Here is an 11,965-nt window from a genome sequence, read left to right as displayed (position 1 = left end):
TCCTTTCAGTTACTTGCTGAACCCTGCGGTCAGCCCGCTCAGCAGTTGTCGGCGTCCAACAATGTAGAGCACCAGGATGGGCAGAGTGGTGAGGACCACGGAGGCCAGCACCGCGGGGATGTTGACGCTGTACTCGCCTTGGAAGCTCCACAGCGCCAGCGGCAGGACGCGCAGGTCCGGGCTCTGCGTGAGGATCAGCGGGAGCAGGAAGCCGTTCCACACGCCCAGGGCGTTGTAGATGCTCACGGTGACAATGGCAGGTTTGGTCAGTGGCAGGGCAAGGCGCCACATGGTCTGCCACTCGCTGCAGCCGTCCAGCCGCATGGATTCGAACAGCTCATTCGGCACGTCGCGGATGAAATTGGACAGGATTAGCACGGTCAGTGGAATGGCGAAGGCGATGGATGGCAGCACCAGAGCCAGGAGGCTGTCGTAGAGGTTCAGCCGGATGATCATCAGGTAGATCGGAATGATCGTGGCCTGGAGTGGAATGGCCAGGCCCATCAGGAACATTCCGTTGGCAAGACGCAGGAACCGGCCGTTGCCCCGCACGATCGCGAAAGACGCCATGAACGCCACGGCGACCGTGGGGATGACGGCTCCGATGGTGATGATGGCACTGTTCATGAAGTACTTGGCGAAGTCCGCCTCCAGCACCATCCGGTAGTTCTCCAGGGTGGGAGACGTCGGAATAGCCAGGGGGTTTTGGGCGAAGTAGCCGGCCGAGGTTTTCAGGCTGGTGATCACCACGTAATAAACCGGGATGATGATGATCGCCAGCCAGATCCAGCCGGCCAGTCCGCCGGCATAGTTCAGTTTCCGCCAGCGCCGCCCCTTACCCGGGGATGAGGGGGCACGGGCCGGTACGGGAGACTCCGGCTTGGTTGCAGTTGCAGTCATCTCACATGCCTTCCAATTGGCTGCCGCTGGAGTCCTTGCCACCGAGGCGCTGCAGGGCCAGTGCCAGTCCCAGCCCGATGAGCACCAGGATTACGGCGAGGACACTCGCCGGGCCCATGAGGTTGGCACGGAACCCGGTGAGGTACATGTCAAGGGCCAGGATGCGGGTGGAGTTGCCCGGTCCCCCCGCCGTCAGCACGAAGATGAGGTCGAAGTAGGTCAGGGACCCCACCACCATCAGCGTCGATGACGTGATGATGGTGTACTTCAGCTGGGGAAGGGTGATGTGGAGGAACTGCTTGATCTTCCCGGCACCGTCGATTTCCGCGGCCTCGTACAACGACTTCGGAATCTGCCGCACTCCGCCTTGGTAGATGAGTGTGTGGAAGGGGACGAACTGCCACGCGATGACGAAGATGACCACCAGCAGCACCAGCTGCGGGTGTCCCAGCCAGTCCTGGGCCAGGAAGGGCAGCTTGAGGCCCACCGCCAGGCCGAAATTCGGATCCAGCAGGGCCTTGAAGGCAATGGCGATGGCCGCGGAGGACAGCAGCAGGGGCAGGAAGTACAGGACGGCCAGGAGTGCCCGGTATTTTTGGCTTCCGGCGGTGAAGACGCCGAGCAGGATGCTCAGCGGTGTTTGGACCAGCCAGGAGACGATCATGATGAAGAACGTCAGCCGGAGGGAGTTGTGCATCACGGGGTCGCCCAGGACCGAAAGCCAGTTGCCGATGCCGGCGAGGGAGATCGCGCCGATGCCGTCCCAGTTGGCGAAGCTGAGCACAAAGACGCCCACCAGGGGAACAACGGCGAAGACCACAAAGAAGAACATTGCCGGCAGCACCATCCACCACAACGTGCCGGTCTTGCCCGTCCCGTTGTTCCGCCCAGTATTCCCGGATTTGCCGGCCACGGCGGGGACCGCGGCCGGCGGAACCGCTGCGATCATTTGCCCAGAGTCGCATTCATGTTGGAAGCGAACTGCTCAGGGGTGATCGACAGCAGGAACAGCTGATCGATGTTGCTCAGCAGCGCTTCCGCCGCGGTGGGGCTCAGCGCCTGGTCCCAGGACTGCTGGAAATTTGGAGCGTTTTTGGTCAGCTCGTATTCGAAGCTCAGGAACTCCTTGTCCTCTGACTCGTTCAGCTTCTCCTCGATGCCGGTCACAATCGGAACCGAGCCGGACTTGATGTAGGAGTCGATCTCCTCGTCGGTGAGAAGGCCGTCCTTGAAGAACTTCTTGGCCGTCTCCTTATCGGTGTCGCTGGCCTTGGAGGAGATGGACTGGTAGCCGGCGGGGTTGCCGACCGTGTTTTTCGGATCGCCCTTGCCGCCCTCCACTGTAGGGAAGTTGACCCAACCGAGCTTTCCGCCCTCCACGAAGCCGGCGCCGTCGTTCTTCATGCCGCCGTAGGTCCAGCCGCCGTGCAGCATCATGGCGGCCTTGTTCGTGTACAGCAGTGCCTGGTCGGCGTTGCTGTCGGCGGTGATGGAGGTAAAGCCCTTGATGAAGCCGTTGGCCTTGACCAGGTCCTGGATCATGGTGGTGGCCTGTGTGGCGGCCGGGTGTGACCAGGCGTCGGGCTCGCCGTTGTAGATGGCGGTGAAGACCTCGGGGCCACCCACCCGGTCGTACAGGTATTCGAGCCACATCATGGAGGTCCAACGTGATTGCCCGCCCAAGGACAGCGGTGCCACGCCCATGTCATTGAATGTTTTGGTCAAAGCCATAAGGTCATCCCAGGTGGCGGGCGGCTCGGCACCGGCCTGATCGAAGAGTTCCTTGTTGTAGTAAAAGATGATCGGCGTGACGGTCTGCGTGGGGATGGCGTAGATCTTGCCGTCCACGGTGGCGGCGCCGAACGTGGATTCCAGCAGCCGCCCCTTGACCTCCGGGTTCTCGTCGAACCACGCGGTGAGATCCTCGACCTGCCCGGCCTCGGCATAGGTGCGCAGCGTTCCGCCGCCCCAACCATGGATGATCGTGGGCGCCTGTCCGGCTCCGATGGCGGTTTTGATCTTGGTCTTGTAAGCGTCGTTCTGGAAGAAGGTCGGTTTGATCTGTGAGTCCGGATTGGCCTTGTTGAAGGCGTCGATGGTCGCCTGGCGGATGTCCTCGTTGGGCTGGCCGCTCAGCGCCCAAATACTGGCTCCGCCCGAGGACGTATCCCCGGGTCCGGATGAACCGCAGGCCGTGAGCGTGTAGGCGGCGATGGGCACCAGCGCCGCCAGCGAAAGGAAGGACCGGCGTGATGCTAGCTTCTGTTCCATTCTTATCTCCATTGAAAAGAGCCGCGTCGCTGCGGCGGCGGATTAGTCCTGCACGCACCGCGAGCGAAAACTTTCGAAACTTTTGTGGTGCTCCCTGCGCGTTGCCCAGTAAGCTACTGTGATCTTCATCACTCGTCAAGAGGTTCTTTATCCCTTACTCCTGCGCTCTTGACACGTATGAGGACTTTCAATCAGTCTTCTGAGGTCGAAAACTTTCGCAAAGGAGCGCCACCGTGAACCGGGTCCATGCCGAGAAACCCACACTGGCCCAGGTGGCCGAACTGGCCGGAGTCTCCGTTCCGACCGTTTCCAAGGTCATTTACGGCCGTGATGACGTAGCCGGGCCCACCCGGGAACGGGTGCAGGCAGCGCTGGGCAGGCTGGGCTATGAGTCGCCCGTCCAACGCCGGCTGCGCAGCAGTGCCCCGGGTCTGGTGGACCTGGTCTTTGACGGGCTCAACACTTCCTACTCGCTGGCCGTCCTGACGGGCATCACCAGCGCAGCTTCAACCGAGAACGTCGAGGTGGTTCTCAGCACGGTCACCCCGGGGAAACTCAAAAGCACCGACCACCGTCAGTGGTCCTCCCGAATGGCTGACTCGGGGCGCCGCGGACTCATTCTCGTAACGTCCGAGGTCACCACTGGCCAGCTGGATGCCTTTGCAAGGCGCAACATTCCCGTGGTGGTGATAGATCCCCTGAATCCCCCGCCGTCCGGATTCGTCAGCATCGGAGCTACCAACTGGGCGGGAGGAAAAGCGGCCGCCGAACACCTGATTGAACTTGGACACCGGCGCATCGCCTACGTGGGTGGCCCCGACGCTGCCGAGTGCAGCGTTGCCCGGCTGCACGGTTACTTGGCCGCACTGCGAGCGCACGGGGTCGATGTCCCGGACGAGTACATTGTCAGCGGCACCTTCAACCGCGAATCCGGTGTCAGCGGTGCCGCCCAACTGCTGTCGCTTCCCGAACCGCCCACCGCCATTTTTGCCGCCAGCGACCTCACAGCCCTCGGTGTGCTGGATGAGGCGCGCCGCCGCGGCATCCGGGTTCCGGAGGATCTCAGTCTGGTGGGGTTTGACGGAACCGACCTCACCGAACAGTCCGTTCCGCGGCTGACATCAGTGAGCCAACCGCTGCAGGAGATGGGACGATCTGCGCTGCGCAGCGTCCTGCGCCTGGCCAACGGCGAAGAGCTGGAATCGTCCCACGTTGAACTTGCCACCTCACTGGTGGTGCGGGATTCCACCGCTCCCCCGGCCCGGAGCAACCCTTGACGGCTGTAAGCGCCGGCAGGCAGGGTGGGAAATCCATCAGCAAGCTTGCGAAGGGGAAACGATGCGCTCCGTGGTGTACCGCGGGCCGTACAAGGTCCGTGTCGAAGAAAAGGACATTCCTGCCATTGAGCACCCGAACGATGCCATTGTCCGGGTAACGGTCGCGGCCATTTGCGGGTCCGACCTGCACCTTTACCACGGGATGATGCCCGATACCCGGGTGGGAACCACGTTTGGGCACGAGTTTGTGGGGGTAGTTCATGCCGTTGGCCCCTCCGTGCGGAACCTGAGCGTGGGTGACCGCGTCATGGTCCCGTTCAACATCTACTGCGGCACCTGCTATTTCTGTTCGCGGGGCCTGTACTCCAACTGCCACAACGTGAATCCCAACGCGACGGCGGTGGGCGGCATCTACGGTTACTCCCATACCTGCGGCGGGTACGACGGCGGACAGGCCGAGTTTGTCCGTGTTCCGTTTGCCGATGTCGGTCCCAGCATCATTCCGGAGTGGATGGACGAGGAAGACGCAGTACTGCTAACCGATGCCCTGGCCACAGGCTACTTCGGTGCACAGCTGGGCGGGATCGGCGAAGGTGACACCGTCATCGTGTTCGGCGCCGGACCGGTGGGGCTGTTCGCCGCCCAGTCCTCCTGGCTGATGGGAGCCGGCCGCGTCATCGTCGTCGACCACCTCGAGTACCGGCTGGAGAAGGCCCGTTCCTTTGCACACGCCGAAACCTACAACTTTGCCGAGTATGACGACATCGTGGTGGAGATGAAGAAGGCGACGGACTACCTTGGCGCAGACGTGGTGATTGACGCCGCGGGTGCGGAGGCGGACGGAAGTATCCTGCAGAACGTCACCGCTTCCCAGCTGAAGCTGCAGGGCGGGTCTCCGGTGGCTCTGAACTGGGCCATTGACTCCGTACGGAAGGCCGGCACCGTGTCAGTCGTGGGAGCCTACGGTCCGATATTCAGTGCCGTAAAGTTCGGAGACGCCCTGAACAAGGGACTCACCCTGAGGATGAACCAGTGTCCGGCCAAGAGGCAGTGGCCGCGCCTGTTTGAGCACATCCGCAACGGTTACCTCAAGCCCAGTGACATCATCACGCACCGCATACCCCTGGAACACATAGCCGAGGGTTACCACATGTTCTCGGCCAAGCTGGATAACTGCATCAAACCGCTCATCATTCCCAGCGCATCCTGAAGGCGAGGAACACCATGTCGGAAACACCAAGCACCCCGTACGTTGGGGGCGTGCCAAAACGGAAGTTCTCCAATGAGGAGCTGCGGGCGCGTATTCCCGGCTGGGGCGCGGACCTGGATCCAGGCGACCGGCCCTCGGTGCCGAAGGAACGCACGGATCTGGTGACCGGTGCGCACTGGGACTTTCCGGAGCGGCAGCCGGAGAAACAGCCGAGGGAACGCTCCATCGAACATCAGTTCGTGACTCCCGTGTTTGGGACCGCCGTGCCGCTCAAGGGAGTTTCCGGCGCGATGCGGCGGTATGCCTACCGCTACGGTGAAGCCCGGGCAGCCCACTGGCTTATCCTGATCGCCGCCGACCGCGTGGACGCAGGCGGGAGCCATCTGCGTTCCTTCCTCACCTTGCATCCGGACAACCCGGTCACCGAGTCGGGTGTGCGAAGCGAATTCACTGCCCACGGATTCTCCTCCCGGTTCGGGAGGAAACGGGCGGATTTGAAAGAACAGGCAGTGGTTCCCTTTGTTGCTGCAGGACCCTGGATTCTGGGCGGGGCGGCGGCCTTCGCCGGTCTTCGAGCCCTCGTCCGCGCCGCCAGAAGCTGAGGTTCGGGCGGGACTGATGTCAGACTGGGGGGATGCGAGAATCCCGGGGGCTTGATGATGTGCGGCTGGTCCGAGAAGTACGGGTTCGGCAAGACGCAGACATCCCGAAGGACCGCTGGCCGGCGAACATTCCCGCAGTGGCCGCCGTCGTGGACTCCGGTTTGGAACTGCCCCCGGGGGTAACCTTCCTGGTGGGCGAGAACGGAAGCGGAAAATCCACCCTTGTGGAGGCAGTGGCGGCAGCCTACGGTCTCGGGCCCGAGGGCGGCAGCGTTCATTCGGCCCACTCGACGCACGGAACCGAATCACCGCTGAGCAGCTGGATTTCACTGGTCCGGCAGCCGGGTGCGCCCAAGTGGGGGTTCTTCCTCCGGGCCGAGACCATGCACGGTTTCTACACCTTCCAGGACCAGCTTGAGGGCGGCCACGATTTCCACACCATGAGCCATGGAGAGTCCTTCCTCGCGGTAGCCGAGACCTACTTGGATTCCCCCGGCTTCTACTGCTTGGACGAGCCGGAGGCGGCGCTGTCCTTCAGCTCCACGCTGGCCATGATCGGCGTGTTGGACGATCTGGCGGCCAATGGCTCCCAGATCCTGTGCGCAACCCACTCCCCCGTGCTGGCTTCCCTGCCGGGAGCCACCATCTATGAAACGGGCGAGCATGGAATTGCCCGGCGGAACTGGGAGGACCTGGACCTGGTTTCGAACTGGAAGTCCTACCTGAACGAGCCACGCCGGTACCTGCGGCATATTCTGGACCGATGACGGAGCACCGGGCAGCTCATGCCTGGACCGCGTTCTGTTCCGGACTTTTGACATTACGGGTATGTTCCCGATGTGATGGGGCTCATGACTGACCGCTACCGCATTGCACTCATTCCCGGCGACGGCATTGGGCACGAGGTGCTGCCGCCTGCCCGCGCGGTGCTCGACGCCGTCGCGCGCCGCCACGGCATCGACCTCACCTACGACGAATTCGACTGGTCCTGCCAGCGCTATCTGGAGCAGGGCGCCATGATGCCCGCAGACGGACTGGACCAGATCCGCGGGCATGACTCGATTCTGCTCGGTGCGGTCGGCTGGCCCGGGGTGCCGGACCATGTCAGCCTGTGGGGGCTGCTCATCCCCATCCGCCGCGAGTTCCGGCAGTACGTGAACCTGCGCCCTATCCGGGTCCTGGACGGCGTTCCCAGCCCGCTGCGAAGTGAGCTGACGGACCCCGGCGTCGACTTTGTGGTGGTGCGTGAAAACAGTGAAGGCGAGTACTCGGAGATCGGCGGCCGGCTGAACCGCGGGCTTCCGTCTGAAATGGCCATCCAGGAATCGGTCTTCACCCGCGAGGGTGTCACCCGCATCCTTGATTACGCTTTTGACCTTGCGGGGCAGAGGCGGGGTGTACTGACCTCCGCCACCAAATCGAACGGCATCATCCACACCATGCCTTTCTGGGACGAACTCCTGCAGGAACGCGCGGCGGACTACCCCGGGGTGCAGTGGAACCAGGAGCACATTGACGCGCTCGCCGCGAAGGTGGTGCTGAACCCGTCCCGCTTCGATGTGATTGTTGGCTCCAACCTGTTCGGGGACATCCTCAGCGACCTGGCGGCGGCCATTGCCGGCAGCATCGGCATCGCCCCCTCCGCCAACCTCAACCCCGAGCGCGAGTTCCCCTCCATGTTCGAGCCCGTGCACGGCTCCGCTCCTGACATTTACGGCCAGGGTGTGGCCAATCCGCTGGGGGCGATCTGGTCCGCATCCATGATGCTGGACCACCTCGGGCATCCGGAGGCCGGAGCCGAGGTGCTCGAAGCCGTGTTCGGTGTGCTGGCGGAGTCGCCGGTGCGGACCAGGGACCTGGGCGGCACCGCCGGCACCGAGGAATTCACCCGCGAAATCCTGGGCCGGATCGGTTAGCCGGAAACCGAACCGGACAGCTCGGTGAGTCGCAGCGCCTCGATGACGGCGTTGGTGACCTCTTCGGTGTCCGCGGATCCGCCGACGTCGCGGGTACGGATGCCGGCGGCCGTGACTGCTGCCACCGCGGCTTCCAGCCTCCGGGCCGCGGCGGGCAGGCCCAGATGGTCCAGCATCAGCGCGGCACTCAGGATGGCTCCCACGGGGTTGCAGATCCCGCGTCCCGCAATATCGGGAGCCGATCCGTGCACCGGCTCAAACATGGACGGAAACCTGCGCTCCGGGTTGAGGTTCGCGCTCGCCGCCAGGCCCAGGCTGCCTGCGAGCGCCGAGCCAAGGTCTGAGAGGATGTCGGCGAAGAGGTTGGATGCCACCACCACTGAGAGGTCCTCCGGATGCAGGACAAACTTGGCGCTCATCGCATCCACCAGGACGCTCTCGGTTCCCACGTCCGGATAGTCGGCAGCCACGCGCTTAAAGACATCGTCCCAGAGCACTGAACCGTACTGCTGGGCATTGGACTTGGTGACACTGGAAACCTTGCGCACCGGGCGGGTTCGGGCCAGGTCAAAGGCGAAACGGATGATGCGCTCGCAGCCCTTTTCCGTGAACAGCGCCGTTTGTACGGCCACTTCGTTGCCCGGTCCCCGGCCGGAGAGATTGCGCCCTCCCAGGCCGGCGTATTCGCCTTCGCTGTTCTCCCGGACCACCACCCAGTCCAGCGGCACCCGGTCGGCCTTGCGCAGCGGGGACTCGATGCCCGGCAGGAACGTCACCGGGCGCACATTAGCCCACTGGTCAAAGTTCTGCGTGATGTTCAGCCGCAGCCCCCACAGGCTCACATGGTCCGGAACGTTTTCCCACCCCACGGCTCCGAAGTAAATGGCGTCGAAGCCGCGCAGCACATCAAGCCCCTCCGGATCCATCATGCGGCCGTGCTCGGCGTAATACTCGGAGCCCCAGGGGAACTCCCGCCACTCAAAACCGAAGGAGCTTTCCGCGCCCCCGGCCGGATTTCCCCCGGACTGATCAGCCAGGGCATCCAGGACCCGCCGCCCTGCGGCAATCACTTCCTTACCCACTCCGTCGGCCGGAATGGCGGCTATTCGAAAGCATTTTTGTGCCCGCATCATTTGCTCCTTTTGGCTCTTTCTTCAAGAAAGTCCATAACAGGTTCTGGACGCAGCGCAAGGTACTACGCCATAGTGAACGCATTCAACGAGGAAGGACCCCGATTGTGTATACGCAACAGCCGGCTCCAACCGAAGATTCGGGCGCCCCGCAACGCACAGATGTACGCGCAGCGCTTCTGGGCGGGACCACCTTCCGCAGCCTCAGCGAACAGACGCTCTCGCCCCGGGAGGAGAAGTTTGAACGCGTCCGCCAAACCACCGGCCTGTTCCTGGCCCCCGTCGTCGCCGTCGTTTTCGCCCTGCTCCCCCTAAACCTGGATCTACAGCAGCACATGCTCGCCGCAATTCTGCTGGGGGTCATTGTCCTGTGGATCTGCGAACCCGTACCCATCCCGATCGGCGGGCTCATCGGCGTCGCGGCCATCGTAATCCTGGGCGTGGCCCCGGCCAGCGCCGTCCTGGCTCCGTTCGGATCCACCACCATCTTCACCTTCATCGGCGCCTTCATCCTGGCGCAGGCCATGCTCAAGCACGGCATAGCGCAGCGCCTGGCCTTTGCCGTGCTCTCCGCGCCCGGGGTAGGGAAATCCACCTATCGGGTGGTGATCGCCTTCGGTGTGATTACCTGCCTGCTGTCGGCCTTCGTTTCAAACACCGCCACGGTCGCCATGCTGATGCCCACCGCGCTGGGCGTGCTGGTGGTCATCGCCAAACTGATGCAGGACCGGGGCATCGTCAAAGCTGATTTCGATCCGCTGCGGATGCGCGTCGGTGCCGCCCTGCTCCTGATGCTGGCCTATGGCGCCAGCGTGGGCGGACTGCTCACGCCTGTCGGATCGCCACCGAACCTCATTGGCCGCGGACTGATCGAAGAAGCAACCGGTGTCCGCATTTCCTTCGCCCAGTGGATGGCCATTGCCGCACCCGTGTGCCTGGCGATGTTTGTGGTGCTGTCCCTGGTGATGCTGCTGCTGAACAAGCCGGAAATCCGCCGCTTGGAGGGAGTGGAAGACTATGTGCGCGAGCAGCGCGAGGCCCAGGGAAAAATGACACGCGCGGAGGTCAACACGCTCATAGCCTTCGGCGTGACCGTCACCCTGTGGCTGGCCCCCGCCGTCGCAAGCCTGATCGGTGGCACGGAATCCGAGGCGTACATCTTCCTGGACGACCGCCTGGATGAAGGAATTGTGGCCGTCCTCGGCGCCTCCCTGCTGTTTATCCTGCCCGTGAACTGGAAGCAGCGGCAGGCCACCCTGACCTGGTCCGACGCTGCCAAGATCGACTGGGGCACCATCCTGCTCTTCGGAACCGGCATTATCTTCGGTGCGCTGCTTGCCTCCACCGGCCTTGCCGAGACGATCGGCAAGGGTGCCTCGGAGAACCTGAACATCACCAACATCGTGGCCATCACAGCGTTCTCCGCAATCCTGGCCATCCTGATCTCGGAAACCACGTCCAACACCGCTTCCGCCGCGGTGATCGTGCCGATCGTAATCCCCCTGTGCCAGGCCATCGGCGTCGACCCCTTTGTGCCGGCTCTGGCAGCCACCTTCGCCGCGTCCTTCGGGTTCATGCTGCCGGTGTCCACACCGCAGAATGCCATCGTTTACGGAACCGGCGCCGTACCCATCACGCGGATGATCCGCACCGGACTGTTCTTCGACATTCTTGGAGCCGTCCTCATTATTGCCCTCGTGCCCGTGATGATTGCCGTCGTAGGAATTGGCGGTTAACTCCCGCAGCGCAAAGTCAGGACACTGCAGTCTTCACCAGCCCGAAATGACGTCACCCTCGAAAGGAACAGCCATGCCCCATGTCACTGTAGGGACCGAGAACACCGGAGACATCAACCTCCATTACCAGGACCAGGGGTCCGGCCGGCCGGTGCTGCTGATCCACGGCTATCCGCTGGACGGAGATTCCTGGGAGCGGCAAACCCGTGCCCTTCTGGGCGGAGGCTACCGGGTGATTACTTATGACCGGCGCGGATTCGGACGGTCCAGCCAACCGAACTCCGGCTATGACTACGACACTTTCGCCGATGATCTCTCCACGATCATCAATGAACTGGACCTGCGGGACGTGGTACTGGTGGGCTTCTCCATGGGCACCGGGGAACTCGCCCGCTACGTTGGCCGGCACGGCACCGAGAGAATCGGCGGCCTGGCCTTCCTCGCCTCGCTTGAACCGTTCCTGCTGCAGACCGATGACAATCCAACCGGTGTGCCGGCCGAGGTCTTTGAAGGTATCGCAACGGCCGCCCAGGTAGACCGGTTTGCCTGGTTCAACAGCTTCTTTTCCGACTTCTACAACCTGCCGGAAAACCTGGGCACCCGCATCAGCGAAGAGGCCGTCCGGGGCAGCTGGAACGTGGCCGCGGGAAGCGCGCCGCGGGCGGCATACGCCGTGGTGCCGTCCTGGCTTACGGATTTCCGGGACGACGTCGTGAAGGTCCGGGAATCAGGGCTTCCGGTCCTCATCCTGCACGGCACTGCCGACAACATCCTTCCCATCGACGCAACCGGCCGTCCGTTCTCGGAGGCGCTTCCCGACGCCCGCTACGTGGAGGTTGAGGATGCGCCGCACGGCCTGCTCTGGACCCACGCCGACGAGGTTAACGCCGCCCTGCTGGACTTCCTGGACAGCTGAAACAGGA

The 11,965-nt window shown here is 63.2% G+C and carries 11 protein-coding genes; 7 read left to right on the top strand and 4 right to left on the bottom strand.

Annotated elements, in window-relative coordinates; genetic code table 11:
* Window positions 1-9 precede the first annotated feature (9 nt).
* The 3 genes from CXQ89_RS09345 to CXQ89_RS09335 form a co-directional block, all read right to left on the bottom strand.
* Window positions 10-900, bottom strand: coding sequence for a carbohydrate ABC transporter permease (locus tag CXQ89_RS09345; RefSeq protein ID WP_104161067.1), 891 nt, complete (start codon window positions 898-900; stop codon window positions 10-12).
* 1 nt (window position 901) lies between these two features.
* Window positions 902-1,747 (bottom strand): carbohydrate ABC transporter permease, encoded by an 846-nt coding sequence (locus CXQ89_RS09340; RefSeq protein ID WP_237686871.1) that lies wholly within the window; start codon window positions 1,745-1,747, stop codon window positions 902-904.
* Window positions 1,748-1,845: 98 nt separating this feature from the next.
* A complete protein-coding gene (locus tag CXQ89_RS09335) occupies window positions 1,846-3,171 on the bottom strand; it encodes an ABC transporter substrate-binding protein (RefSeq protein ID WP_104161065.1) in 1,326 nt (441 codons plus the stop codon).
* A 233-nt stretch (window positions 3,172-3,404) separates the two neighbouring features.
* Between CXQ89_RS09335 and CXQ89_RS09330 the strand changes: the two genes are divergently transcribed.
* The 5 genes from CXQ89_RS09330 to CXQ89_RS09310 all read left to right on the top strand — a co-directional run bounded on the left by CXQ89_RS09330 (window position 3,405) and on the right by CXQ89_RS09310 (window position 8,176).
* A complete protein-coding gene (locus CXQ89_RS09330) occupies window positions 3,405-4,448 on the top strand; it encodes a LacI family DNA-binding transcriptional regulator (RefSeq protein ID WP_104161064.1) in 1,044 nt (347 codons plus the stop codon).
* Window positions 4,449-4,509: 61 nt separating this feature from the next.
* Complete coding sequence (locus CXQ89_RS09325; protein WP_104161063.1) at window positions 4,510-5,658, top strand: zinc-dependent alcohol dehydrogenase; 1,149 nt, start codon at window positions 4,510-4,512, stop codon at window positions 5,656-5,658.
* A gap of 14 nt (window positions 5,659-5,672) precedes the next feature.
* On the top strand, window positions 5,673-6,260 hold the full coding sequence (locus CXQ89_RS09320) for a hypothetical protein (RefSeq protein ID WP_104161062.1): 588 nt from the start codon (window positions 5,673-5,675) through the stop codon (window positions 6,258-6,260).
* A 32-nt stretch (window positions 6,261-6,292) separates the two neighbouring features.
* Window positions 6,293-7,027 carry an AAA family ATPase gene (locus tag CXQ89_RS09315; RefSeq protein ID WP_104161061.1) on the top strand — a complete coding sequence of 245 codons (735 nt, stop codon included), beginning with the start codon at window positions 6,293-6,295 and terminating at the stop codon, window positions 7,025-7,027.
* An 84-nt stretch (window positions 7,028-7,111) separates the two neighbouring features.
* A complete protein-coding gene (locus CXQ89_RS09310) occupies window positions 7,112-8,176 on the top strand; it encodes a tartrate dehydrogenase (protein ID WP_104161433.1) in 1,065 nt (354 codons plus the stop codon).
* Here CXQ89_RS09310 and CXQ89_RS09305 read toward each other — a convergent pair.
* Window positions 8,173-9,306: a tartrate dehydrogenase gene (locus CXQ89_RS09305; RefSeq protein WP_104161432.1), complete on the bottom strand. Its 1,134-nt coding sequence runs from the start codon at window positions 9,304-9,306 to the stop codon at window positions 8,173-8,175. The genes CXQ89_RS09310 and CXQ89_RS09305 overlap by 4 nt on opposite strands.
* A gap of 107 nt (window positions 9,307-9,413) precedes the next feature.
* On the opposite strand from CXQ89_RS09305, the gene CXQ89_RS09300 reads away from it, so the two are divergent.
* Together CXQ89_RS09300 and CXQ89_RS09295 are read left to right on the top strand one after the other, a co-directional pair.
* Entirely contained in the window at window positions 9,414-11,042 is a 1,629-nt protein-coding gene (locus CXQ89_RS09300) for a DASS family sodium-coupled anion symporter (RefSeq protein WP_104161060.1), read from the top strand.
* Window positions 11,043-11,115: 73 nt separating this feature from the next.
* Window positions 11,116-11,958, top strand: a complete 843-nt coding sequence (locus CXQ89_RS09295) for an alpha/beta fold hydrolase (protein WP_104161059.1) — start codon at window positions 11,116-11,118, stop codon at window positions 11,956-11,958.
* Window positions 11,959-11,965 lie beyond the last annotated feature (7 nt).

Source organism: Arthrobacter sp. ZGTC212 (assembly GCF_002929255.1).
GTDB classification, from domain to species: Bacteria; Actinomycetota; Actinomycetes; order Actinomycetales; family Micrococcaceae; genus Arthrobacter_B; species Arthrobacter_B sunyaminii.
This window is presented reverse-complemented; position numbering and strand designations above follow the sequence as displayed.